Origin of the sequence: Viridibacillus arenosi (assembly GCF_001955655.1) — a bacterium.
GTDB lineage: Bacteria > Bacillota > Bacilli > Bacillales_A > Planococcaceae > Viridibacillus > Viridibacillus arenosi.
On the sequence record NZ_MSPW01000008.1, the window covers coordinates 147876 to 174715 of the forward strand.

At 33.2% G+C, this 26840-nt stretch carries 26 protein-coding genes; 16 read left to right on the top strand and 10 right to left on the bottom strand.

Annotated elements, in window-relative coordinates; translation table 11 throughout:
- Nucleotides 1-623 precede the first annotated feature (623 nt).
- Complete coding sequence (locus tag BK137_RS15200) at nt 624-1781, top strand: WD40 repeat domain-containing protein (protein WP_038185253.1); 1158 nt, start codon at nt 624-626, stop codon at nt 1779-1781.
- Between the two features lie 195 nt (nt 1782-1976).
- On the opposite strand, the gene BK137_RS15205 is transcribed toward BK137_RS15200, so the two are convergent.
- Complete coding sequence (locus BK137_RS15205; protein ID WP_038185250.1) at nt 1977-2333, bottom strand: hypothetical protein; 357 nt, start codon at nt 2331-2333, stop codon at nt 1977-1979.
- Nucleotides 2334-2749: 416 nt separating this feature from the next.
- On the opposite strand from BK137_RS15205, the gene BK137_RS15210 reads away from it, so the two are divergent.
- From BK137_RS15210 to ccsB, 7 genes are all read left to right on the top strand, one after another.
- Nucleotides 2750-3391: an NIF family HAD-type phosphatase gene (locus BK137_RS15210; protein ID WP_038185247.1), complete on the top strand. Its 642-nt coding sequence runs from the start codon at nt 2750-2752 to the stop codon at nt 3389-3391.
- 363 nt (nt 3392-3754) lie between these two features.
- Nucleotides 3755-4189 (top strand): hypothetical protein, encoded by a 435-nt coding sequence (locus BK137_RS15215; RefSeq protein ID WP_038185244.1) that lies wholly within the window; start codon nt 3755-3757, stop codon nt 4187-4189.
- A 260-nt stretch (nt 4190-4449) separates the two neighbouring features.
- Nucleotides 4450-5112, top strand: a complete 663-nt coding sequence (locus BK137_RS15220) for a Dph6-related ATP pyrophosphatase (RefSeq protein WP_038185241.1) — start codon at nt 4450-4452, stop codon at nt 5110-5112.
- A 197-nt stretch (nt 5113-5309) separates the two neighbouring features.
- Nucleotides 5310-6284: a helix-turn-helix transcriptional regulator gene (locus tag BK137_RS15225; RefSeq protein ID WP_038185238.1), complete on the top strand. Its 975-nt coding sequence runs from the start codon at nt 5310-5312 to the stop codon at nt 6282-6284.
- A gap of 70 nt (nt 6285-6354) precedes the next feature.
- Nucleotides 6355-6813 carry an SRPBCC domain-containing protein gene (locus BK137_RS15230; protein WP_038185235.1) on the top strand — a complete coding sequence of 153 codons (459 nt, stop codon included), beginning with the start codon at nt 6355-6357 and terminating at the stop codon, nt 6811-6813.
- A 286-nt stretch (nt 6814-7099) separates the two neighbouring features.
- A complete protein-coding gene (locus BK137_RS22370; RefSeq protein ID WP_038185233.1) occupies nt 7100-7411 on the top strand; it encodes a hypothetical protein in 312 nt (103 codons plus the stop codon).
- Between the two features lie 355 nt (nt 7412-7766).
- Nucleotides 7767-8966, top strand: coding sequence for a c-type cytochrome biogenesis protein CcsB (gene ccsB / locus BK137_RS15240; protein ID WP_038185231.1), 1200 nt, complete (start codon nt 7767-7769; stop codon nt 8964-8966).
- A gap of 467 nt (nt 8967-9433) precedes the next feature.
- On the opposite strand, the gene BK137_RS15245 is transcribed toward ccsB, so the two are convergent.
- The 4 genes from BK137_RS15245 to BK137_RS15260 form a co-directional block, all read right to left on the bottom strand.
- A complete protein-coding gene (locus BK137_RS15245; RefSeq protein WP_038185229.1) occupies nt 9434-9874 on the bottom strand; it encodes a cell wall hydrolase in 441 nt (146 codons plus the stop codon).
- Nucleotides 9875-10179: 305 nt separating this feature from the next.
- Nucleotides 10180-11625, bottom strand: a complete 1446-nt coding sequence (gene nagE / locus BK137_RS15250) for an N-acetylglucosamine-specific PTS transporter subunit IIBC (protein ID WP_038185227.1) — start codon at nt 11623-11625, stop codon at nt 10180-10182.
- Nucleotides 11626-11693: 68 nt separating this feature from the next.
- Entirely contained in the window at nt 11694-12512 is an 819-nt protein-coding gene (locus BK137_RS15255; protein WP_038185225.1) for a PRD domain-containing protein, read from the bottom strand.
- Between the two features lie 42 nt (nt 12513-12554).
- Nucleotides 12555-13037 carry a PTS sugar transporter subunit IIA gene (locus tag BK137_RS15260; RefSeq protein WP_038185219.1) on the bottom strand — a complete coding sequence of 161 codons (483 nt, stop codon included), beginning with the start codon at nt 13035-13037 and terminating at the stop codon, nt 12555-12557.
- A gap of 460 nt (nt 13038-13497) precedes the next feature.
- Here BK137_RS15260 and BK137_RS15265 point away from each other — a divergent pair, with 460 nt between their 5' ends.
- The 6 genes from BK137_RS15265 (at nt 13498) to BK137_RS15290 (ending at nt 17558) form a co-directional block, all read left to right on the top strand.
- Entirely contained in the window at nt 13498-13803 is a 306-nt protein-coding gene (locus BK137_RS15265) for an ArsR/SmtB family transcription factor (RefSeq protein WP_038185741.1), read from the top strand.
- Nucleotides 13804-13805: 2 nt separating this feature from the next.
- Nucleotides 13806-14858 (top strand): ACR3 family arsenite efflux transporter, encoded by a 1053-nt coding sequence (gene arsB, locus BK137_RS15270; RefSeq protein ID WP_038185208.1) that lies wholly within the window; start codon nt 13806-13808, stop codon nt 14856-14858.
- A 100-nt stretch (nt 14859-14958) separates the two neighbouring features.
- Nucleotides 14959-15762 (top strand): arsenite methyltransferase, encoded by an 804-nt coding sequence (locus BK137_RS15275; RefSeq protein WP_038185195.1) that lies wholly within the window; start codon nt 14959-14961, stop codon nt 15760-15762.
- A gap of 317 nt (nt 15763-16079) precedes the next feature.
- A complete protein-coding gene (locus BK137_RS15280; RefSeq protein ID WP_038185192.1) occupies nt 16080-16661 on the top strand; it encodes an LOG family protein in 582 nt (193 codons plus the stop codon).
- Between the two features lie 63 nt (nt 16662-16724).
- Nucleotides 16725-16943 (top strand): hypothetical protein, encoded by a 219-nt coding sequence (locus BK137_RS15285; RefSeq protein ID WP_143691065.1) that lies wholly within the window; start codon nt 16725-16727, stop codon nt 16941-16943.
- A gap of 123 nt (nt 16944-17066) precedes the next feature.
- Nucleotides 17067-17558: a GNAT family N-acetyltransferase gene (locus tag BK137_RS15290; RefSeq protein ID WP_143691066.1), complete on the top strand. Its 492-nt coding sequence runs from the start codon at nt 17067-17069 to the stop codon at nt 17556-17558.
- Between the two features lie 161 nt (nt 17559-17719).
- Here BK137_RS15290 and BK137_RS15295 read toward each other — a convergent pair whose 3' ends face one another.
- The 5 genes from BK137_RS15295 to BK137_RS15315 form a co-directional block, all read right to left on the bottom strand.
- The gene (locus BK137_RS15295) at nt 17720-18370 is read right to left on the bottom strand and encodes a hypothetical protein (protein WP_051448714.1); all 651 of its coding nucleotides are present in this window, start codon (nt 18368-18370) and stop codon (nt 17720-17722) included.
- A gap of 318 nt (nt 18371-18688) precedes the next feature.
- Nucleotides 18689-19315: a response regulator transcription factor gene (locus BK137_RS15300; protein ID WP_038185188.1), complete on the bottom strand. Its 627-nt coding sequence runs from the start codon at nt 19313-19315 to the stop codon at nt 18689-18691.
- A 7-nt stretch (nt 19316-19322) separates the two neighbouring features.
- A complete protein-coding gene (locus tag BK137_RS15305) occupies nt 19323-21473 on the bottom strand; it encodes a sensor histidine kinase (protein WP_051448713.1) in 2151 nt (716 codons plus the stop codon).
- 120 nt (nt 21474-21593) lie between these two features.
- Nucleotides 21594-21758 carry a competence pheromone ComX gene (gene comX, locus BK137_RS15310; protein WP_038185187.1) on the bottom strand — a complete coding sequence of 55 codons (165 nt, stop codon included), beginning with the start codon at nt 21756-21758 and terminating at the stop codon, nt 21594-21596.
- An 11-nt stretch (nt 21759-21769) separates the two neighbouring features.
- On the bottom strand, nt 21770-22666 hold the full coding sequence (locus BK137_RS15315) for a polyprenyl synthetase family protein (RefSeq protein WP_038185174.1): 897 nt from the start codon (nt 22664-22666) through the stop codon (nt 21770-21772).
- A gap of 578 nt (nt 22667-23244) precedes the next feature.
- Here BK137_RS15315 and BK137_RS15320 point away from each other — a divergent pair.
- Entirely contained in the window at nt 23245-26256 is a 3012-nt protein-coding gene (locus tag BK137_RS15320) for an efflux RND transporter permease subunit (protein WP_051448712.1), read from the top strand.
- Between the two features lie 110 nt (nt 26257-26366).
- The gene (locus BK137_RS15325) at nt 26367-26768 is read left to right on the top strand and encodes a holo-ACP synthase (protein ID WP_076066864.1); all 402 of its coding nucleotides are present in this window, start codon (nt 26367-26369) and stop codon (nt 26766-26768) included.
- The last annotated feature ends 72 nt before the right edge of the window (nt 26769-26840 follow it).

The window sequence follows — 26840 nt, forward strand, 5'->3', positions numbered from 1 at the left end:
TTCTGATGATTCTCAAACACTACACTTAATGAGAGACCAACCAATGTTTTTATATTCATTTCACTTTTATTGTAACTGGAAATTATTAATAATTAATGAGAAATTTTATGAAGATTTCTTAAGAATTTGAATTAGTTAAACAAGAATCATTGGTTAAAATATAAACATTTTAAAATTACTGATGCTGTTTTCCTTCTATTACTCTTTCTTTTTTCCACTCCTTATTTATTATACTTATATACATTTTTGATATAGAGAGTATATCAATAATTTTTTCCATATTTATCGAGAAAGAAGAAAATAAAAAAATATCTAAAAATTAAAAAAACCATGAGTCTCTTATCTTAAGAAGGCGTAAAAAGACCACTCCATGATGGGTGGACTTGAAGTTCAATCCTGTATTTTATATTTATTCAATGTAGCTCCTAGAATTGTAGCTGCTTTTTATTATAGTAAAAGAAAAACACCTTCAGCTGCATGATAGGCTGGGAGTGTTTTTTCTTTTCTGAAAATTTCTGTGCATTAGTTATATATAAGTCTAAAGTTTCTGATTATTAAAACCCTCAATATGTTATAATTATTAACGAAAATTTTTACACTAAAAAAATAAAGGAGAGGTGTAAATGAAAAAAATTATCCGTTACTTGGTTTTGGTTGTATTGTTATTCTCTTTGGTAACTCCAGTTGCTGATGCAGCAAGTAAGATTACGCTTTCTGCAAAACTTAGTAAAAGTACGCTTAAGTACAACGGTTCTGCAAAAGTTAACTATAGTGTTAAGAAAAATGGGAAGATCGTAAAGAAACCGAAAGTGTCTTTTAGTTCCTCTAATAAGAAAATTGTGACTGTTTCTAGTAAAGGTGTAGTGAAATCTAAAAACGTCGGAAAAGCATATGTGTACGTAAAAGCATATGGTAAAAAAGTTAAATTGCCTGTCACTGTTTCTAGGAAAGTATGGAGCGTTGAGGGGAAATATAAAGGAAGAAAAGTAGATACATCCTTTGACAATAAATACGTTTCAGCTGGCTCATCTTTATATGATTTAAAAAACGGTAATCTAGTAAAATCTTTTGCTAAGAATAATAGTAAGAAGAATTCTATTTTCTTTTGGAAAGACGGTTTAGTTCATTATGACGGTAGTATTTTTGATTACTTCAATTGCAAATTTACTTCATATAATAAATTCAAATTGTTTAACCCTAACAATGATTACTTCTTCGATGTAAAAAATGGGGTATCGTATGCTAGTCAGAATAAGAGTAAAGGGAAAGTTGTAAATTCAGACTTAGATGTGGTGGAAATAGATGATGTTGAAACAGGAAGAAACGCAGCAGCACTTTCTGTAGATGGTTCAATTTTAGCTACAGCCTATGATGACACGCGTGTTGTATTAAATGATACAAAAACAGGAAATGTTATAAAAGAATTTAAAATCGATAATAAAGAAGTAAGAGGTATTACGTTTACAAAAGACAATAATAAATTATTATTAAGCGTTACAAACGTTGACGAAGAAGATTTTATGGTTTACGTGTATGATACAGATTCAAATGTAGTTCTAAAAAAATTCGGAGGACCATATGGCGTTATTGGTGAGGTTAAAATCAGTCCAGATGGAAAAAGAATTGCTCTTCTAGACATGCGAGGAGTTAAAATGTATGACAGTTCTTATAAATTATTATATGAACTTAAAATGATTGATAAAACTAGTATGAACTTCACTAAGGACAGCAAATATCTAATCGTTGCTGGCGGAGATGTTACAAAGTATTACGTTAAATAGTGATTACTATTAATCATAAGCCTAGAGAGAAAGTTTAGATTTATATATTTACTCAAGGACAGTAGAATAGACGTATTTTCGCAACTTAATAGCTGACTCCAGTGTTTTACTGGGGTCTTTTTTAATTGTACTTCTTTTATTAAGTAACCAAAGCCTAATCTCCCGGTGTATTATGCGAGAAATTAGGCTTTTTTATTATATTTTCAAAGTTTCTTCCTGGTTTTTAATTTCTTTAATGAAATAATCATAAAAAGCATTTTCCATTAGTAGCCCCTTATTATAAAGGTCTACCATACAGTTTTCCAAATCTCGAGATTCAACGTCTCCATTTTGAGAGTGTACTGCACTACTAAGTGACCTTGCTAGTCTTTTCGCAGATTCCGCCATACCAGATTGATCAATAGGTTTAATAGCGTCTTCAGGAATGTCGAAAAGCAACATATCCCCATCTTCAAAAGGCTTAATGGAGTAAGTATTCTTTCTAACACTGTAGTCCCAAATAATAGCTTTTTGTCCTTCATGTATTACTCGTTGATTTAACTCAAACTTCATTCTTAAACCACCTCCATACATATATAATAACCTTTTAAACCAATATATTACAAATTAGATAACTGATAGTATGTGATTATTATCGTAGAATTGTGGAATTAGGGATATTGTCTAGGGAATAGATTAATTAATACATACTAATGGTGTAGGTTTTTATATTCATTAATTGTATTATTTTTAAAATATTAGGATGAGTAAATTCTGTATTTAATAATAATATAATACTTTAATAGAAGGAGATTTCTTTCGATGAGCAAAGTTAAACATGTAAGGATTCAAATGATTGAAGAGCTACTTAAAGGTACAAAAGAGAAAGAATGCTAAAATATATGAACAACAACGTGATGAATTCTTGTACTATTGAAGATGACAGTAGAATTGTGAATTTGTAATTAAGAATGAGAGGTGGCTTATTAATGAAACAAGCAATTATTTTTGATATGGATGGTACATTGTTTCAAACAAATTTGATCTTAGAACCTGCTTTGGCAGCAACATTTGATATCTTAAGAGCCAATGGATCATGGAATGAGGATACGCCAATCAATAAGTACTTGGAGATAATGGGAGTGCCTTTACCGGTTGTCTGGGAAACGTTATGCCCACAACATTCACCAGAGATGCGTGAAAGGAATAATGAGATTTTTCATGAAAAGACGATTAATCTGATTAAAGATAAACAAGGTGCCTTATATCCTCATGCAGAACTTGTCCTTGAAACACTTAGTTTGAGGTATGATTTATACATAGCGAGTAATGGCCAAGCTTCTTATTTACAAGCGATTGTTGATACTTACGAGCTACATAGATTTTTCAAGAAAGTATACAGCATTCAGACCATACCTTCTGGACATAAATCGGATTTGGTAAAGAAGATTTTACTGGAAAATAGAATTGAAAATGGGGTAGTTGTAGGGGATCGTTTATCAGATATTCTTGCTGCAAAAGATAATGAGTTAACTTCTATAGGTGTCAATTTCGATTTCGCACAGGCTACAGAACTAGAAAAAGCAGATAAAGTCATTAATGATTTAAAGGAATTAATTACGATATTATAAACTGTACCCCTTAGGGTTGACGATTTACAGTCTATCATAAGGGGTGTTTTTTTTATTTATTAAGGAACCTGAATTAATAAGTAATAAACACTAGCGTTTTTATTAGATTAAGATATAGCCATTATGAAAAAACGAGAGTAGAGTCATATGTATTCAAAATTTACGATTTTTGAATACAATAATTCAGCTTCACCAGTTTTTAGACAACTAATTCATTATTGGTAATATAAATCACAAAATCTTGTATTAATTTATATAGCATATTAATAAAAAATAATATAAAATATAAAGTGTAATAATACACTATTCATAGCGTTATTTCTCTTTTTGAATCTTATTTGTTAATTTAGTTAGGAGAATATGATGAGATTTAAAAACTTAGTATTACTTAATGTAGTACCTGTATTATGCATTCATTCATTAGTGGTGTTGCTTAAAAATATAGGAAATACAAGAGAGTTGTCGACATTACAGGCAGAAATTATATTATTTACGCCGATAGTTTTATTGGCAATCAACTATAAAATAGAATCTGAAAAAAGAGGGGGATCATTTTTAAATAACTTTCTTTTCATTATTATAAGCTGTGGGGTTGGACTGGCTATTTACTTTTTGGACCTTGGATTTACATTTCGAGATTGGGGTCCATACTATCCAAAAGACTTTATACTAGAGGGGATAGGTGCACTTTTATATATGAGCAGTATAGTTCAGTGTCTAGTTGGTGGTTTTGTATGTTCAACTATATTGTTTATTAAAAATATGAGAGCCAAAAGAAAAGAGTTAATAAAAGGGTAATAAAGAACTTAGATTGGGTGAATATCCTAACTGATGGTACTAGAGATATTATTCGAAGGATCTAATAATACATATTTGCTGTCAATGTAGTAAAATATGGAGATATAAAACTTGTAAATTCGTATAATGAGTACCGTTTAAGATAGCTATTTGTGATGGAGTTCTAAGTTTTAATTTCAGCAAAAGGATTAATTATGTACCTGTGTTAGAATCTATTAATAATTGATTCTAACACAGGCAATAAAAGGAGTGATTCTACTATGAAAAACGTACATTTCGTTGCTTCCTGGAGTGGTGGGAAAGATTCAGCGCTGGCATATTATCGAGCACTGCAATTAGGGATGGTTCCGAAGAAAATTTTAACGATGTTTGAGGATGATGGGGAGATTTCTAAGTCACATGCAGTTCCTTTAGAAGTTGTACAAGCACAAGTAGATAAATTAGGGATACCCCTGTTAACTAAACCTGCAAGTTGGAGCTCATATGAGGAACAATTTATAGATGCGATGGATGCATGTCGAGCTGAAGGGATTACACACGGCGTGTTCGGAGATATTGATCTGGAAGGTCATTTAGATTGGGTCCAAACAACATGTACGAAATCGGATATTATAGCAGTCCATCCACTATGGAAAATGTCGCGGCGATCAGTGGTAGAGGAACTGTTAGAAGCTGATTTTGAGTCGTGGATTATTGTAGTGAATACAACTATGATGCCTGCTTCTTATGTTGGGAAAAGATTGACAAAAGAATTAGTGGAGGAACTAGAAGCAGCAGGCATCGATGCGTGTGGCGAGAACGGTGAATTTCACACTATTGTAGTTGATGGACCTATTTTCTCTGAGCGCGTTCCAATCTCCATTTCTGCTCCTATAGAAAAAGGAAATTATGTTTTCTCTCCAGTTTCGTTAGACGAAAAATGAAAAAGGAACCGTAAGTAAGGAGTGCAGTCCCTTTAACTCCGATTCTTCAACATAACCTTTGATCCTGTGGATTTAAAATAAAGTCACGATGTTTATAAAAAAGATGCGATGTTTTGAAGAAAGTCGCAATGTTTGAAAAAAGTTATGATGCTTTACCCCTTTTGAATATAGTTACTTGGAGAAAGGAATTCCTATGTATGTCTAAAATGGTTAATATGCTTTCTATATTATGGCTCCTCAAAACGAGGAAACAATTGACTGCTAAGGAGCTAGCAGAGGAATTAGAAATCAGTATCCGTACGGTGTACCGCTATATTGATGCTCTTTGTGCAAGTGGAGTACCAATCATTTCAGATGCAGGACATAATGGTGGGTACAGTTTACTGAATGAGTTTACAAAGGCACCTTTGTTTTTTAACCTGGATGAGCAGAAAGCGCTTGTTCATGCTGCAAAATTTGCAATAGATGCAGGGTATCCCTTTAGTGAAGCGTTAGATGAAGCAATTTCTAAATTGAAAATGTATACAAACGCGGAGCAATTGAAGCATATCAATCGTCATTTAAGAGGGTTTGAAGTCATCCATCCTACAGTCGAACCGTCTTTGAAATCTATTCTACAAGATTTAGAAATTGCTGTTGCCGAAAATTATAAGTTATTTATTATTTATCATAAAGATAGGGAAATCGAACCGCAATCACGCCATATTGATCCTTATGGTCTTGTTTATTGGAAAGGTAAGTGGTACACAGTTGCATATTGCCATCTGCGTAAAGAAATTCGGAGTTTTAGAATCGATCGTATTCAATCATTATCCAAAACAGATAAAAAATTTGACAGACCCTCGGGATTTTCAGCACGTTCTTTCTTCCTAAAAGACCTTTTACCTGATTCAAACCAACTTGAAAAACTCATTTCTGTCCGTATCAAAGGCAAGACACATGCGCTTGATGATTTATGTCAGCATTGGTTATTTAGTCATGCTTTAATAGAACGAAAAAACGACCAAGCTCTTTTTAAGGTTGATAAAGAGTCTATTCATACCTTTGTACCTTACTTTCTTCTTCCCTATGGTAAATCTATTACCATTTTGGAACCAACTTTATTACAAGAAAAATTGGCAACTATCAGCTTTGAGTTATTCAATCATTATAAAAAAACTTCACTTCACTGACCGTACTTGGCAGTGAAGTTTTTTTATAATGTACATGTACAGAACAAAATTTTTAGGAGGCATATAAATCATGAAGGATTTGAAGTATCAATTTTATATTGCAGGTACACCAGAGGAAGTTTGGAAGGCATTAATCTCTCCTGAGGGTACAAAACAAATTTATTATGGGTCCGTCATAAGATCTACATTTCAAGTGGGCGATCTCTTGGAGTATGTAGGTCCTGGAGTAGATGGAGATGAAACGGTGCATGTATACGGTAACGTATTGGAGTATGAACCGAATCAGTTAATTCGATTTACTCACTATACTGGAAAGTCTTATATGAAAGATGATCATGCATTTGAATCGAGAATTTCTTATCTTCTAGAGCCTATTGGCTCATGCACGAAATTGACACTCATTCATGACCAGTGGGAAGAAGATGATCCCTATTTTGAGAACAGCGACAATGCCTGGTGGATGATTTTAAATAATACAAAGACTTTAGTAGAAACAGGAAGTACTCTAGATTTTGGTGAAGGTTCATAGGTCCGTCACAAATGATTTAACAAAAAGGGAGTAGTGGAGCACAACTCCTTAACTAATTTGTATTTTAAGATTTATGTTGTTTAGTCTATCTCACTGATTGTGGAGTAAACAACTTAAATGTGTAAAAAACTTAACCATGACCTAGAATTTTTCTATATAACTGATCTCTTTGAGAGAACATATATATTTGTTCAATCAACGGGCACGATTTTGGAAGATCAAAGGTAGAAAATGATTAAACTTTTTAATAAAACCATAACTTAAAACTACTAGAGAATAATCCATTTTGATTAATCTTTTTTCAAAATGGACTATTCTTATTTACCGAAAAATACAGGTTTATTGTGTTTTTAATCAAACTTTATTTCTAAGCTGCAACTTTTATCCTAAAAGACTTAAAGAATCTACAATTAAATCAATTATTATGACCTCTTTGTCTAAAGGTACTCTTAAGGGTACTGCTAAAAATGGATATAAAACCTATACATATAAGTTAAATAAACATGGAAATAAAAATATGAAGGTTGTTGTTAATAAAGATGGTGTAATTGTAACTGCTTATCCAACTTCAGGAACATCAGTAAAAGTTAAAAAATGATAGGAGCTTTAATGACATGAAGATAGCATTTAATGTAGAAGAATACGAAGATATGATAAATTCCCCTTTTTCTGCGGAAATGATGCAGAAATAATTGAAAATACTTGTGGGAAATTGGTGATTTTTTTCATAATGTGAAGTCAAATTTGATCTTATTTCAAATACTTCATCTAGTATAAATTGAATTATCGTATTTAATTAATGCGCAATGAATTGTTATATTCTGTCATGAAGTTGTCATTGTTTTTTCCGTTTATAGCATTAGTACCTCTAGTTAATAGGGTAATATTGTAATTAGTTATATAAATCACCATGTTTTAGGTGCTCACTATTCAATATCAGCAGGAGGTATTCAATGACAACGGAATCTTTAATTGATTTAAGCAGTACAGCTATGTATATTTCTTTTCTATTATATTTAATCGCAATTGTGCCTTTAGGTTTAGCTGTTTCTTCAGAAAAAAAGCTATTTTCTACTATCGGCATAACGATCACTTGGATAGGATTTATCCTTCAAATTATTTACTTTGTGACTAGATGGAATGCAATTGGTCATGCGCCTGTTAGTAATATGTATGAATTTATGACATTCTTCGGCATTATGCTCGTGGCTGGTTTTTTAATCATGTATTATATTTATCACCAATCGGTTATTGGTCTTTTTGCATTACCGATTTCCTTATTAATCCTAGGTTATGCTAATGCATTTTCAAAGGAGGTAAAGCCACTAATTCCAGCACTTCAAAGTGAGTGGCTAACAATTCACGTTATTACCGTTGCTTTCTCAAGCGCTGTCTTATCAATTTCCTTTGTAACAAGTGTAATCTATTTATTAAAAGTGATTAATACAGAAGAAAAGAATAAAAGAACGTTCTTTTTAGAGTTAGTCATGTATTTACTTGTAGTAGTCTGTGGATTTATAGGAGCATCGACAACTTTTACTATCACAGGCTATGAAAAGGAACTTCAATTTCTAAACCAAGATAAAAAACTAGAAATATATAAATACAAGTTACCAGCCATTACGGCACCAGTAAAATCTGTAGTAGTTGAAGTTAATTCAGATAATCAATATACAGAAACGAATCAAAAAAACGGTTATTTAGAAGTTTCAAGCTTTTTAAACGCGATGAAATTAAATACACTTATTTGGTCGTTTTTAGTAGGTACTGTACTTTATCTACTCATCCGGTTGATTACAAGGCGTAAAATTATTACATTGTTAAAACCACTAACAAATCGTGTTAATGCTACAACAATGGATGAAATCTCTTACCGATCAATTGTTATCGGTTTCCCATTGTTTACACTAGGCGGACTTATTTTTGCTATGATTTGGGCGCAATATGCATGGAGCCGATTCTGGGGCTGGGACCCGAAAGAAGTATGGGCTTTAATTACTTTCTTATTTTATGCAGCTTTCCTTCATTTACGTTTAAGTAAAGGATGGGAAGGAGAAAAAACAGCTTGGTTATCCATTATCGGTTTCGGAACAATCATTTTCAACCAAGTGTTTGTTAATCTCGTTATTGCGGGACTTCATTCGTATGCTTAAATAATTACTAAGAAACTTTATTGGATGAGTCTGTGCGCGTCTTTGATATAATTGCTCCCCTTAGAGTAAAAGGCGGAATATCGAAAGTAAGAAAAAATTCAACGCAAATATCAAACGCCTGAACTAAAGCATCCCTTTAGTTTAGTACAATATTTCATAATCTTACTTCCTTGGATAATTACTATTGCTAAATGTTTGATATATAAAAAGGGAACACCTGTTAACCAGGAAGTTCCCTTTTTATTTCGTGAGATAAGAGTACACCATAACAACGTTTGAGAAAAGTAGACTACGGTTAGGGTTTGAAGCATTTTTAAACGGATAACTTTTACATTACCTACATGAGTTGCATTGAATGAATATTATTGGCCACCAAGCATTACCAACTACTAAAAATGTTGTATACGTATTATTAAAAAGGAGAGTTTTCAATTAAACTCCAGTATTAATAATAACTCCTAGATAATCTAACCGATATAAACACTTTCACATGTTCCAGCTGCTGGTTCATAAAAACAATGATTTTTAAATTGCCCTGTAAAAGGTTGACCGTACCATGTTGGAGGACAAGGAGCATATGGATTAAAATACCAAAGGGCGAATTTCGCTGGATGTTGTCTCCAATAATCCAAATTCTGTTTTGCTAATCTTTTTTCAGAAGATCTCGCTCTTTGATAAAATAAATTTCCTTTTTGAACAGCTTCAAAAGAAAAATTTCCACCTTGAACCTGATAAATGACATCTTCAATGGTTCTTACATCATTAAAGTCTAAACAATTTGATACAGCTCGATTAACAATTACATTGCCAACATATAACATCCCTTGGTTTCCTTCAGCCTCAGCTTCAGCGCGCATCATCCTTGCCATTAAAGCAACGTCTGCATCTCGGTATTTAATTCTTGGCATTTTTCCACCCCTATAATATAGTATGAAAAAAAACCTAAATTGATGTCATTTTTTATACCTTTATTCAACTATCATGCACCTTTAGATTAAGTACAATTCTTCACAAGTGCAACATTGATTTTAACATAAATACCCAATGGGGAAATCACCTTAAAGAATAACTAAAGAGATGATTTGTATCAAACTTTATTACAGAGCAACAAATTCTCTTCAAATTGTTGTATTAGCTGTGAAAGCAAATAGACTTTTGATATCTTATAGAAAAAAAGACTGAGCATCTTACAACTCAGTCTAGTAAATTACTATTATTTTCGTATTTTTTCAATTTCATCAGCAACAAACTGGACGTTTGTTCCTACGATTACTTGAATACTTTGCGGTCCTACTACATTAATACCAGGAACACCAGTAGCCTTAATTTTCTTTTGATCAACAGCATCCATGTTTTTCACTTCTACACGTAGGCGAGTTGCACAGTGGTCTACAGAAGTTACATTTAGGTCTCCGCCTAATCCATTATAGATTTTAGCGGCCATATCTGAGAATTTATTACCTGATGTAGTTTCTCCAGCATCATCTATTTCTACATCTTCATCGTCTTCTCTACCTGGTGTTTTTAAGTTGAATTTCACGATAAAGAAACGGAATAAGAAATAGTAAATGACTGCAAATACTAAACCCTGGACGATTAACATTAAAGGTTGGTTAGCAAGTGGCAATCTTGAACTTAAGAAGAAATCGACAAAACCGGCACTAAAACCAAAACCTGCTGTCCAGTGGAATGTTGCAGCGATAAATAAAGAAATACCTGTTAAAGCAGCGTGAACTACATAAAGAGCTGGAGCTAAGAACATAAATGCAAATTCAAGTGGTTCAGTAACCCCTGTGAAGAATGCAGCGAAACCTGCAGCTAACATTAAAGATGCAGCTTGTTTTTTTCTTTTTGTTTTAGCAGTATGATACATTGCTAGAGCAGCAGCTGGTAATCCAAACATCATGATTGGGAAGAAACCTGCTTGATACATTCCGGTAACACCTTTTGTGCCAGTTCCTTTCAAGAAGTTACCTATATCATTTATGCCAGCAACGTCAAACCAAAATACTGAGTTCAATGCATGGTGTAATCCAGTTGGGATCAATAGGCGGTTAAAGAATCCGTATAACCCTGCACCAGTAGCACCTAATTCACTAATAGCTTCACCAAAACTAACTAATGCAGAATATACAACTGGCCAGATAAAGAACAATGCTGCGGAAACGACTAGCATAGAAGCAGCTGTCATTATGGGAACTAATCGTTTTCCACTAAAGAACGCTAAGAAATCTGGTAATTGTACATGGCTAAAGCGATTGTACATGATAGAAGCAATTATGCCTGATATAATACCGATAAATTGGTTTTCAATTTTGCCAAATGCGGGATTTACATTGGCGACATCTGTACTTAGTAGCATAGAGACAGTTCCTGTAGAAAGTAATGTCGTTACTACTAAGAAAGCAACTAGCCCACTTAAAGCAGCAGAGCCATCTTTATTTTTGGACATCCCCAACGCTACCCCAACTGCAAATAGAAACGACATGTTATCTATAATTGAAGATCCAGCTTTGATTAAGAAAGCAGCTAATACATTTCCAGAACCCCAGCCATCAGGGTCAATCCAATAGCCGATACCCATCAAAATAGCCGCAGCAGGTAAAACAGCTACTGGTAACATTAAAGAACGACCTAGCCGTTGTAAATATTTCTTCATATAATAATTCACTCCAATACAGAATATTTAGATAATTTTCTTAAAAAAATAAAATAATTTCGAATTTTTTATTGCTTTTGCAATCTTTCAATATGGACTGCGATGTAACCTAACTCATGATCTGGTAGGTCAATACCATGCAATTTCTTTAACTCTTTGGTCACTTCGACGGCGCAATTGTACGAATAAGGAAATTTCTTTTTAATCATGACAAGCATTTCTTCATCCATTGTATGGAGCTCATAATGATTCATCCTTGTTAAAGCAAAGCGTAAATGAGTGATAAGACGATGATAGGAAATGTCGTTTTCCTCGAGATGTATGTTTAATTTTTTTTGAATAATTTGAACCATATCCCGAATAATCGACGTTTGCTTTAACGTTTGATGTAAATCGCCTCCTTGTAATTTCATCGTATGGATATGAAGAGCGAGGTAAGCAGCTTCATCTTCCGGCATTTCAACTTGGCATCTTTCTTTTATATGTTGTATTGCCCAAAGACCAATCTCAAATTCTCTCCTATATAAGATTTTTATCTCAGGTAAAAGCTTGTTATTGAGTTGAATACCATCTTTTAATCTTTCAATAGCGAATGATACATGGTCAGTCAGTACAATATGAATACGTTCGTCTAACTTTCCACCAATATATTCCTCAGCGTACGAAATAATTTCTTCAGAGATTGTAAAATGTTCTTCAGGAATTCGACTTAACAATTGTTGAAGTTTGTCATTTTCCCTCATAACAAATATCTTTTCTATTCTGTCTAAATTAACGATGTCGTTTCGTTTCTTATTAAAAGCAACTCCGGATCCCACAGCAATCTTCTCACGCTCGTTATCTAGAACAACTACGGCATTATTATTAAGTATCTTCGTGATTTTCATCGAAAGCGATCTCTCCTTTACTTACGATAATTTAAGGATTCACTACTTAGCAGATATGGTCATTAAGATGGTTTTATCTTGGATGCATGATTTTGAATAATGGCATTGAATGTCTTTGTCAGCACTATTAGTAACAATGATTGGTGTAACTATGTTTTTTGCGTTTTCTCGAATATATTCCCAGTCCACTTCGATAAGAACTTGCCCTGTAGAAACTTTATCACCTGCACTTACAAGTACTGTAAATCCTTTCCCACCTAAAGAGACCGTTTCCAAACCAATGTGAATGAGAATCTCTGAACCATCAGTAGTGCGTATTCCAATAGCATGCTTCGTATCTGAAATGAGAACTATTTCTCCTTCTACAGGGGCATGAACACTCCCATTAGTAGGAATAATAGCGACACCTTCTCCCATCATTTTTTGGCTGAAGACGGGATCTGGAACTTCACCTAATGGAATAATCTCTCCATTTATAGGTGCCAAAACTTCTAAACTACGTTTTTTAAATAAATTTGATAGCATGAAAAAACTCCTTTGTTGAATAATGTAATAATGCTGCCGTAATAGAAAAGCGTAAAAAAGGCATGGAGGCAACAAAGCAGTTTTTTACAACTTCTTTGTTTACCACCATGCCTGATCGTATCAGTAACATGTGATTCGTTATTAAACTAATATTCAGATAATAGCATTAAATATTTTACTATTCAATAGAAATATGAAAAAAAGTTAAAAATTTGTAACAATTGTAATGAATTATATGAAGGGGATATAGTTTTAAGTACAAGTTTCAGAAAAAATAAAGCGATTTTGATCAAGCTATTTCAAGTGAAAGACAAGAAAAGAGCATACATCTTGTTTTTTAGATTTTTTTAATGAAAGATTAAGCGGAATTTCTATACTTGCATACTTTACAATATAAGAGTACTCTTATATAAGTGAACGATTATATAAAAGAGGTGGGATAGTGGATTCTTTAACAATAATGGAAAAACAGTTAAAGGCCGTAAGTGATGCTAACCGTTTAAAGTTGTTAGCCTGTTTAAAGCAAGGCGAGGTCTGTGTATGTGATTTAGTTGATGTCCTGAAGGTTTCACAGCCAGCAGTTAGCCAACAATTACGTAAATTAAAAGAGGCTGACATTATCTTAGAAAGAAAAAAAGGGACTTGGAAGCATTATCGATTACATGAAGAACAATCTCCATACATCCAAGCAATTATTGAAGAATTAGAACCTATCTCATATAAGCATTGTGGACCAACTTGTTCTTCCCAAGAAGGGGATGATTGAAGGTGGAGAAACCGTTAACAAAACAGCTATCTTTTTTAGATCGGTATTTAACGCTGTGGATTTTCATTGCAATGGGGTTAGGTGTTCTTATAAGCGTCATTGCACCAAATTTTAAAGATACATTAGATACTTTAGCGGTAGGTACTACGTCTATTCCAATTGCTATCGGATTAATTGTTATGCTCTATGCACCGCTTGCTAAAGTGAAATATGAAGAGATGTGGCGTGTATTTAAAGATTGGAAAGTTCTATTGCTCTCACTCGTACAAAACTGGCTATTAGGTCCATTTTTAATGTTTTTCCTAGCCATCATCTTCCTACATGATTATCCGGAGTATATGGCGGGGCTGATTATGATTGGCCTAGCACGATGTATTGCAATGGTCATTGTTTGGAATGATTTGGCGCGAGGTGACAACGAGTATGTGGCAGGGCTAGTTGCCTTTAACTCTGTATTCCAAATCTTATTCTATTCTGTATTTGCCTATTTCTTTTTAAATATCATGCCGGGATGGTTTGGATTAGAAAATCTAAATATATCTATTTCAATGTGGGAAATTACAAAGAGTGTGCTGATTTACTTAGGTATCCCATTTGTTGCAGGTATTTTAACGCGCATTATTGGTATTAAAGTGAAGGGGATCGAGTGGTATGAAAATCAATTCATTCCTAAGATTTCTCCATTAACATTGATTGCTTTATTGTTCACTATTGTCATGATGTTTTCTTTAAAAGGGGATAAAATTATTGAATTACCAGTAGATGTAATTCGTATAGCCATTCCTCTATTAATCTATTTCTTGATTATGTTTGTCGTGTCGTTCTTTGCTTCAAGAAAGGCAGGAGCAAATTATCCAGTTACAGCAGCACTTTCGTTTACTGCTGCCAGCAATAACTTTGAATTAGCGATAGCAGTAGCTGTTGGTGTGTTTGGTATCCATAGTGGTGCTGCGTTTGCCGCTGTTATTGGCCCGCTTGTTGAAGTACCGGTGTTAATAGCTCTAGTGGGAGTAGCACTTAGATGGAAAAGGAAATATTTCGAAGTTAAATTGTAAGTATTGAATCACACGATTTACGCCTAGCATTGTCTAGGTCTTATTTTAAGTCATTATATAAGTGATCGCTTATGTATTAATGTAGACGGAGGGTATAAAAATGACAGAAATGAAAAACGATCAAATACGCCAAGGTGTGCGTGATAATTATAAACAAGTAGCATTAAAAAATATTGATACAAATAGCTGCTGTGCTCCTAGCTGTTGCACACCAGATGAAAATCAAAATATCTCTGTAAAAGAGATTTCGCAAAAAATGGGTTACACAACTGAAGAACTTACAAGCATTCCGAACGGTGCCAATATGGGATTAGGATGTGGGAATCCACAAGCAATTGCGGCTTTAAAAGAAGGTGAAACTGTATTAGATTTAGGCTCTGGTGGTGGATTCGACTGCTTTTTAGCTGCGCCTAAAGTGGGCTTAAATGGGAAAGTCATTGGTGTAGATATGACACCAGAAATGATTTCAAAAGCTCGGAAAAACGCAGAAAAACTCCAATTTAAACATGTAGAATTTCGTCTTGGTGAGATTGAAAATTTACCAGTCGCAAATCAATCTGTCGATGTCATCATGTCAAACTGTGTAATCAATTTATCACCAAATAAATTACGCGTTTTTGAAGAAGCATACCGTGTTCTAAAAGATGGCGGTCGTTTAGCCATTTCAGATGTAATTTTAACAACAACTTTACCAACTGATATGAAACAAAATATGGCGCTCTATTCAGGTTGCATCACAGGCGCCTCAACAATCGAAGAATTGACGGCTTACTTGCAAGAAGCAGGGTTTAAAAATATTCAAATCACTCCAAAAGATGAATCGAAAGAATTTATCAAGGAATGGGCACCAGAACATCAAGTGGAAGAATATATCGTATCGGCTATTATTCAAGCTGTGAAATAGAATGATGTACAGCTATAGATATGAAATGAAGAAATCAAAATAATTGAGTAAAAAATGACTTCGCTAAAGTAGCGGAGTCATTTTTTTATTCCATACACTTCTATCAAAAAGCTTTGAGATAATAAAAAACTGGAAACAGCGCCAATAAAAAATGAATTGGAAAATCACATTTAATAAAAGCGCATATAAAACTTAATTTTAAATTAAAAATACTTAAAAGTGAAATAATGGTTTTGGTTAATCAGTATTGATGTAAATGCAATTTCAAAGTAATGTATGATATGAAAGCAAGATTACATAATGGGACGTGATAAATATTGAAAACTCTAGCTGTATTTTGTGGATCAAGTAATGGAGCTTCGGATATCTATGTAGAAGTGGCAAAAAAATTGGGTAAAGAGTTGGCCAAACGTGATATTACACTTATATACGGTGGGGCAAGTGTAGGCGTCATGGGTGCACTTGCAGATGCTGTATTAGAAACAGGCGGAAAAGTTATTGGAGTAATGCCAATTTTTCTAGAAAAAAGAGAAATCTCTCATAAGAATCTTACTGAACTGATTGTAGTAGACTCTATGCATGATAGAAAAGAAAAAATGGCAGAACTTGCAGATGGATTTATGGTATTGCCGGGTGGCCCAGGAACATTAGAAGAATTTTTTGAGGTTTTCACTTGGGCTCAGCTAGGATTACATCAAAAACCTTGTGGGCTCTTAAATATTAATCATTATTTTGATCCACTTATTGCTTTATTTAATCATATGTCTGATGAACAGTTCTTACATGAAAAGTACCGTACTATGGCGCTAGTAGATGCAGAACCAAGTGGACTACTCGACCAATTTAATGTATATGAAGCACCAACTGTAAAATCTTATATTACTGAAAAACAAATTTGATAGTTGAAAAAACAGGCTATGGTTTTTATAGACCATGGCCAGGTATTTACGTGGCTTGATATCGTGGCCATCGCCATGAATAATGAGAAAGTTGAACAGGGAACTTGCGAACTGACGAGAAAATATAGTCGTCGAGGTGGCGGAGATACAAGAAGTACAGTGAACGGAATGAATCTACCTTATAATAAAACCCGTTACTACAATGATGTGTATGAGTGCCGAGTTGAATATTTGCCATTTACAAAAACAGTGAAAGATCTTCAATTGTATGACGAAAAGTGAGTTTAAGATAGCAAAGCTCTGATCTATAGTTACTGGACATACAATTTGAGAATAACTACAACTTATATTATATAAAATAGTAATTGATAAACAGATTCACCAAAGGAAAAGGAGCTGAACATATTGTTACTTATAAGAAATCTTGAAGAAAATGAGCATGAGTTTTTATTGGATATGTTATATGAGTCAATCCATATTCCAGAGAATAAACCGACTAGAGAAGAGTTACTAAACTTCCCACACATTAGAAAATATCATGAAGGTTGGGGAAGAGCGGGGGATAGATCACTAATTGCTATCGATGAAGAAAATCAAAAAGTAGGAGCGGTCTGGTACAGATTATTTGAAGAAAATAATCAAGGCTATGGATATGTCGATCACAACACGCCAGAATTAGGAATTGCTATTGTAGAGAATGGTAGAGGAAAGGGAATTGGAACTTTACTTATGAAGAAAATCTTGCAGCTTGCTATGGCAGAAGGGTATAAGTCAATTTCCCTAAGTGTAGATCCAGATAATAGTGACGCAGTACATATATATAATAAACTCGGGTTTCAAGAATACGGAATATCAGGAACATCTATCACAATGGTATATAGGGATGCTGAGCATTAAATACGTCAAATTAATGCTGGAAATAATATAAAGCATGTTTTGAATGATTGATCAAAACATGCTCTAATGCTCTTTTTTTATTGATAAGAAATCTGTTTATTATAATTTGGATCATGATCTATCAATTGTTAAGCACTCATATACATGCATATCTAACTATCTCAAAATTTATTAGTAGATGTGTTGACAGTAGAATAAGGTTTCTCTTCATTTATTATCCCCGAAATACCCTCTTTTTCAAGTAAATCGACAATTTTTTCAATGCTTGCATGATCTTTTACTACAATGAAATTAGGTGAAAAAGGCTTGTATTTTATGTTTAAAATAAATTTATAACCATTATTTACTTTAGGGTCAAGACCATAGAGCTCATGCCAACGACTTATTTTTTCTACTTCATAACCTTTTATATTACTGAAAGAATAGAACTTGCTATCAAAGATTATGCCATTTGCTAATATGAACAAATTACCACGATGTTTAATGGCGGAAATAATCACGAAAAATAAAGAAACAATACTAAATGAAGAAGTTCCTAATACGTCAGTTAAAAGAACAATTACTAACAAAATGACTAATAGTAAAATTGCAACTACGGTTCCCCATTTAACATATTGGTATGACTTCGTATTTTTACTAAGATACTCCATTTCCCGCCACTCGTGTGGAATGAGGATGCTATTAAATTCTTCTTCCTTAATAGGGTAGAAAGCATCCTTAGAGAGCTGAACAGCTTTTCTCAATTTAATTCGATATCGAATTAAATAGTAAATACCAAATATAAAAATAATAGTGAATATAGTATTTAACATCTTTTATAGCTCCTTTCTCGATAAATAAGGATTTAAAACAATTGTGGCTTACTAATTTATTCCTATTGTTCTATATAAAAATTATACTACAAAATGGATTATTTGAGTTTATATGTTTATTTTTAGGGTTAAAGTAAGGATTTCAAAAAGCAAAGCCAACTTGAAATTAATTCGATTAATGTCTAAAATAGTGCGACATTTGTATATAAAAACTCATTTTTTTAAAAATATATGCAAATACCCTATAAAGTAAAGTAGACTTTTATAAGTGTCACTTAACTTTATAGGGTGCAATTTTTTTGGTGCAAGTGGATTTATTTAATCAATTAATTTTAATTCTTTTGCCATTAGAGCAGCTTCTGTTCGTGTTGTAACATTCAGTAAGTGATAAATTTGTGATAAATTTCGTTCAACAGTTCGTGGAGTAAGATCAATTTCGAGAGCAATAGCACTATTAGTATAGCCCTGTACGACGAATTGTAAAATTTTCTTCTCACGTTCATTTAAAAGTAGTGGTTGCTTCGAAATTTGAGGTTGATCTAATTTCTGAACGAAATCGATGAAGCTCCAAGGTAAGATAATCTCGCCATCCATTGTTAAACGAATTGTCCGAAGTATGCGCTCTTTAGTGACGGTTTTCGAAAGAAGCCCATGTATTTTTTTTTCCACGATAAGTGAGTAGTAATCTTCGATCTGATCGCCTGTATACAAAATAATCTTTGCGTCAGGTTGGAGAGAGCAAATGGTAGCTCCGACGTCAATACCACTTGTACCTGGCATATTAATGTCAATTAAATAAACATCATATGGTGTTTTTTGTACGATTTCTGGAATATTTGTCGGATTTTTTTCTGTATCCGCTCGCATATCATCGATATTATTAAATAGATTTTTACTACCTTCTAATACAATTGGATGGTCGTCGATGATTAAAATATTTATCATGGATAGTTTAGTCTCCTTTATTGACCGTAATATCAAACTGCATACCTTCATTAGGGTAAGAGTCAATAACCATAGTCCCTTTGTATGCGGCAACACGTTCCTTCATGCCAATTATCCCCATCGTCCCAGATAAATACAAATCTTCTAAGTGACAGCCAATCCCGTTATCCATATAAAATAAATGAAAACCTTGTGATAAAGCACGAAGTTCAATTTTTACATATGTTGCTTTAGAATGCGTTAATGCATTGTTTAACATTTCTTGGATTAAACGATAAATGAGTAACGACATCTCATTGTCATCTATTAGTAACGGTTCAATAGAATGCATTAAAGTAAAGTGAGCTCGTTGTTCGGTCTGATTAAATAATTTCGTCAGTGCGGCCTCCAAACCAAGTGTTTGAAGAAGCGGAGGCTTAAGTTGCTCGCAGTATAGTCGCAACTGGACATTTATTGTTATTAGTTGCTGATGAATTTGTAAAATTTTTTGTTGTACGAGATCGCGATCACGTACATAAAGTAAGTTGTCCAATTCGCGAATTAAAAAAATTTGCTCTTGTAAAATAGTATCATGGAGCTCTTGTCCAAGTTGACTTTTTACTTCTTCAAGCTGTAACCAGCAGAGCTTATGTAGCCAAGCAGGATAGTTTTGTCCTTCCTTTGCTTGCTTTAACTCAAACATTAAATCCTCTACAAGCTGTGTGTTTTCAACAAAATTATCAATGTAATGAAGCAGTAATTCTAACCAAAGAAGTTCTTCCTTCTTTAAATGAATTTTGGAGTTGGTTCTTAAAATCAAAAAGTATTTTGTTTTTATATTTCGATGTAAGCAAGCGACGTAAAACGTTTGAAATTTCTTTATTGATCCAACTTGTAGTTGATCTAAATCCTTTGGCGTTAATTGGAGTTGGTGCCTATTCTCTTCAGACTGAGCATTAGCAAGAGAAATCTGTTCAGTTTCCATATCATATTGTATGACATAAACCGTATTCATTTCTAATTGCTTCATAAGTTGATCGGAAAGTGTGTTAAATAAATCCTCCATTTTTATTTCTTTTCCGACTTTATCAATAATCGAATACAAAAAATGAATATTATTGCCGTTCGTAGAAAATAATACTTTTCTATACACATAATCAATTTTTTCTTTAACACATAACAGCACAAAAATAGAAATGAAAATAAAAAGTGCTATACCTATATTAGTACGTATTGAAATCGATAAAAACGAGTCAATTCCTATCATTAGCCAAACTGTCATACCACCAGCAAACAGCACATAGTAACGTATACGAGAAACATAATAGTCAACATCAAATAATCGTTCCGTTACTTGCATAAAGGTGAATGTAAAGGGAATGCATAGTAACGATATAGCGCAAGTCGATGGACTTAAAATTGCTTGTTGAAATAATAATTCAGGGAGTACATAAAAAATGACAAAAGGTAAAAATGGTAGAACGATAAACCAAAAAAGTATTTGGAGCTGAATGCTTCGATCACGAGTATACGAAGTTGCAAGAATGATTAAAATATAAAAAATCAGAGCCACAAATAGCAGCAATATAATGATCGTATTCAAAGTGAAAAATGCTGAATTGAAAATTTCTATCATAGACACTAGGAAAACACACACAGTAATGAGATATAAGATCCAAATCTTTTTATTAAATCTCCATGGTATACGCAAAAAAGCAAAATACTTTTGTAAAAAGTGAATGAGTAGTACAAGGCATAGGATTAAACATGTACTATTAACAATACTACCTACGGGATGTAGTTGGGTGGATGCACCAACACTACAATAGGCAAGCGATACCGTTAGCAAAAAATAAATTAAAATATTCAGTGAAGCGACATTGCCACTTTTTTGCTTATATAAATAAATTGCTAATGACAACATAAGTAAAAAGTAAATTACTGGTAAAATGAAAAAATGTGAAAATGCCTTAGGCAATTCATGATACAAAACATCAATTTCTTTAATGTTTCCTGTAGCGTCCATTACAGTTAGTGTTTTAGCAGATCGAACAATCCCGTCTGGTGCAACGTGCTCCATTTTATAAGGAGAGAAGTCATCGATTGCAATCAATATATCACCTTTACTTATTTCATGGAGTTCTGCCCAATCAGGATATTCGAAATGCTCAATTACCAATCGATTCGTCTTGTTTTACAACCTCTATCCCAATAATAGGAGAACTATAGCTGATATAAAGTACATAACTCCCAACAGCGATATAAAGTGTTAACAAGGTGATGAACGAACGGAGAGGGATTAAAGTGGTCGCCAACCTAGGCTGCCTAAGCATACATCATTATCATATGCTTCCACAATTGCTTTTTGTTGTAGTGAAGTTACACCTACTAAAGAAAGCTTATTATCCTTTAAAAGTTGTATGAACGCTGGGTTTTCTTGTAAGTATTGAATGAATTTCATCATTTGACATTACCTCATTTCATTAATTTTTCTACATATAAAAGGTCTACTTCGTGCATTTTAATCTGCTTTAAAAATACTAAAGCTTCTAGCTTTAATAAGTTTTTAATCGCCAGTGCATATTGAATCGCACCACTATCAATTAATGCTTTTTGAAGTAAGGGAACATTTACTGAATGCGTATTACCTGCGTAGTAATCATTTAGATGTACCGCAACTGATGATGGCTGTGAAAATAAAAAAAGAATTGACAACGAATATTTTTTATAGATAATATCATTTTTTCCATTCCAATATTTTAAGTCTGTAATATCATTTTTGATTTGCTGAATCATGCCAATATGTTCAGCATAACGTGCAACCGTTGAATTTATTTGGCCAGTAGCTAAGACAACACCAAGCTGACAACTTAGAGCAGTTAATGAACCAGATTTTTGGCGAATCATATTGAGATATGCTTCTTCAGTCCGTGCTGTATTAAGTAAATCTTGTTGTTGACCATTAATACAATCAAGTCCATATTCTTCTAGCAAACAAGCAACTTCCCATTTGTATCGACTTGAAGTTTTTAATACAATTTGTTTCGCAATAAACAGAAGCGCAATAGCTCCATTTAACCCGATTGCGGTATCCTGAGACCAGATTGTATCGACATCACCATCTTGTAAATCATCAATTATATCAAAGCTTAAAATAAGTAACTCAAGTGCTGCTGCAATCGACACCGCATCATCATCTAGTTCACAGCCAAATGCCTCATAATGGAAAAGGCAAAGATGAGCAAACATGAAAGAAGCGTTTGTTTTGACATTGATATATTGAATAAGTTGGTCCTGAAAAGCGAGATGTAAATGTTGATTCGTTGTAATTAGTTCTTTCATTTTAATAATTAAGACCTCATTATGTCGCATTATACAAACCACCTTTTGTTGTAACAATTACATTCAGTATACATTCATTATGAATCATATATCGACTAAATGGAATAGTAAAATGGTAAATAACGTAAAAAATGTGTGTTATATTACTGTTTTATATAGAATGTAAACTCTATCTATATAGAGTTACCTCTATATTTTTAGAGCGCTTTTAACAAATAATTACAAAATGTGTCGGGAAACCGAAATAGTAATGTCGTATTCCTTACCTTGAAATGACGGATTATATTATATTAATCTGAATATAGAAAATATAGATAAATTAAGAAGTTAGTAATACACTACTCAGACAAATTATGAAATCAAATTTGGATAACTTTTTTATTTCTTTTTTTTATTAATACTTACGATCTATTGCTATAAATACGATTTATTGTAAATTAAGCAGAATTAACAATATATATTAGTTGTTTATACCAAATAGATTTGATTTGGTATTTACCTAGTTTCCAATTGCGCCGAATATCATATCAATTCCAATAGAATGGCACACAATTAATCTAATGGTTCAGAAATAATGTTAAATAAATATTTATAGAGGCAGGTATAAGATGAAATCAATAATTCAGTTTAGTATGAAAAGTGCTTTAGCTCTGTGTTTAGTGGTACTTCTTATTGTTGCAGGAGGAATTTATTCTTTAAAAGAGTTACATATTGAGAAGTATCCAAACGTAGACATTCCATATTTGACAGTTTTTATTCCTTATCCAGGTGCTTCACCGGAACAATCAATGAATGATATTGGGGAGCAAATGGAAAGAGAATTTATAAAGATTGAAGGCGGAAAGAATGTATATACAGGTGGCGTTGCTAATGCAGCATATTCAACGATAGAATTTGATATGTCAATTGATATGAAGCAAGCTGAACAGTTAGTAAGGGCAAGTGTTGACAAGATTCAACTTCCAGAATTGGCAGAAGAACCGAAGTTTGAATTATCTAGTCCTGATGATAATCCAATTGTTTTTTCAATGGGGATTTATGCCGATGAAAATTATGAAGAAGTTCAAAATTTTATGAAGAAACGTATTATTCCACTTATTGAAGTAATCGATGGTGTAAGTGAAATCGAGGTTGGCGGGGTTGCAGATCGGTTAGTGCTTGTTCGACTAATACCTAAACAATTAGAGGCAAGTGGAATTACTATTAATGATGTAAAAACAGCTATTTCAGCAAATAATCTTTCGATGCCGACCGGTGATATTTCTGTATCTAACGAAGTATTACCGGTGCGAATAAATAAAGAATTAAAATCAGTTGAAGATGTTAAAAAAATAAAGATTTTCACACAAGGGACAAATTCACAAACCACTAAGACTTTACCTGGAACGATTACTTTAGGTGAAATTGCTGAAGTTACATATGAAAGTGAATACACAAATAATATTACACGAATAAACGGAGAACAAGGAGTAAGTTTGGGTATTATGGCTGAAGGTGGAGCTAATGTAGTAGCTATTGTTGAACAAGTTAAGGAAGAAATGAAAAATTTGGATCTTCCTGAAGGATATAAAGTAGAAACACTGCGTGATCAATCTATTGAAATTAAGAAATCAGTCTATTCTATGCTCAAGGAGGCATTTTTAGGTGCATTAATGGCCGTTGTCGTAACCTTGTTATTTTTAAGAAATATTCGTTCGACCATTATTGCTGTTATATCCATTCCAGTATCCATATTTGCATCTTTTCTTCTGATGAAAACGATAGGATATACATTAAATATTATGACACTTGCAGGAATTGCAGTAGCTTGCGGACGGGTAGTGGATGACTCAATTGTAGTAATTGAAAATGTTTTTAGAAGGGTAAGGGCTTCAAAAGAAAGAAATGATAAGCTCATAGAACAAGCTACAAGAGAAGTCGCATCTGCTATAACCACTTCCACAATCACAACTGTAGCGGTTTTCTTGCCATTGGCTTTTGTACCAGGGATTGTAGGGGGATTTTTCAAACCACTTGCATGGACAATAGTTATTTCATTATTGATTTCATTAATTGTTGCAATAACTCTTGTTCCACTCTTATCGAGAATTTTTCTTTTAAAAACTACACTGAAGGAACCACAAGAAAATGCACTTCAAATTTGGTATCGAAAAAAATTGACTTGGGTGTTAAAACATCGATTTGTAACTTTAACTACAGCATTATTGATTCTGGTTGGTTCTGTTGCCCTAATAACACCTAGACTCGGCACAACCTTCCTTCCGCAAGAGAAAGTGAATGATTTTGATGTCGAAATTAAAATGGAAAAAGGAACTGCTCCAAAGAAAACAATTGAAGCAGCTAGTAAAGTGGAGAAAATCTTAATTGATCAAGAGGATATAACTCTGGTAAATACAAATATTGACGGAGCATCTGAAAGTGCAACAATTTCATTTGTTGTAAAAGATTCTGTAGTAAATATTAATGGATTTGTAAAGGATTTGAGATCCCAATTTACAACCATTACAGAGCCAGAGAAAATTACAGTATCTGGGGTAGGTGGAATTATTGGTGGTGCAGAAGGTAGGTATACTCTTGTTGTAAATGGGTCTAATTCTGAGGATTTAAAAAAGGCAAGCGAGCAAATCAAAACTAGTTTAAAAGAAGTAGAAGGAATGACAGATGTTACAACATCTTTAGAAGGTGAAGAGCCTGAAATAGTCATTGATTTGGACGAAGTTAAGCTTGCTGAAAAAGGACTAATGCCAGCCGTGGTAGCACAAAGTCTTCGAACACTAATTAGCGGTGATATAGTAACAACGATGAGAATGGAAGGCGAAATACGAGAAGTGAAACTTGGATTGAAGATGGACGAAATAACATCCATCGAAAAACTAGGGAATCAAAAAATTAACAATGTAATGGGTATGCCGGTTTCTCTTAAAGAGATAGGTGAATTGAAAAGAGTCGATAATATTACCGCTGTTTCTCATTTGAATGGAAATGAATATATCATGGTAAATGGTACAATCACAGATGAAAAAGTAGGGGATGTGATAGCGAAAGCAGATGAAATTATCAATGATTTAGAGTTACCAGAAAATATTAGCTACTACAAGGAAGGCGCATCTGCATCGATGTCAGATGGCTTCAAAGATCTATCCATTGCCATCGTAATCAGTATTTTCTTAGTATATTTAGTCATGGTAATTGCATTTAGAGAAGGAAAGGCTCCATTTGTTATTCTGTTTGCAATACCATTTTCTATCATTGGAGCGCTAATTGGACTTTATATAGTAAATGAACCAATTGGTATGCCTGTAATGATTGGTTTACTCATGTTGAATGGGATTGTAGTAACGAATGCTATCGTTCTAGTAGATAAGGTGAAGCAAAATGAAAGAAGTGGAATGATCAAACAAGAAGCTATAATTGAAGCCGGCGTCATACGTATTCGACCAATTTTGATGACTGCTATTGCAACAATCGGTGCTTTAATTCCGATGGCTATCTCAAATGAATCAGGAATGGTGTCAAAATCACTCTCTGTAGTCGTCATTGGAGGGCTATCAACATCTACTTTATTAACGCTGTTTATTGTACCAATACTATACAGTTTGTTTAACTTGAAAAAAAAGTAAATAATGAATCCTAATGTAGCTAAGTATTTAATAAAAAAATACTCAATATTAGTCAATTATTAAAATAAATAAGATTTAAAATTAATTATATGAAAGAGTGATACATTGTAGTGTTAGTTGGAATCGGAGTAGATATGATTGAACTAGCCAGTTTAGATAAAATGCTTAAAAGAAATGAAATTTGGATCATTGAAAAGGTTCTCTCCAAAAAAGAGAGAGACTATTGTATGGGATTAAAAGATAGTGAGCTTAGATTAGTATGGATAGCTAAATGTTTCGTTATTAAAGAAGCAGCATATAAAGCCATTAATCATCTTGTTTATGAAAAATTTAATTTTTTAAATATTGAATTTTTCATCGATGATAATGGAGAGACAAATATTTATACTTCAAAAATCAATTTAAAAGAAGAAGGAATTATTTTACATCACTCGATTAGTTATACATCAAAAAATGTCATTGCATTTGTTACTGCAGAGAAATTAAAGGAGGTGAAAACAAATGAAAATTAAAGCGAAACCAATGCAAATTAAGAATCTTAAAAATGTAGCACGTTACGGCGGTGCATGCGGTAAATGCTAAAT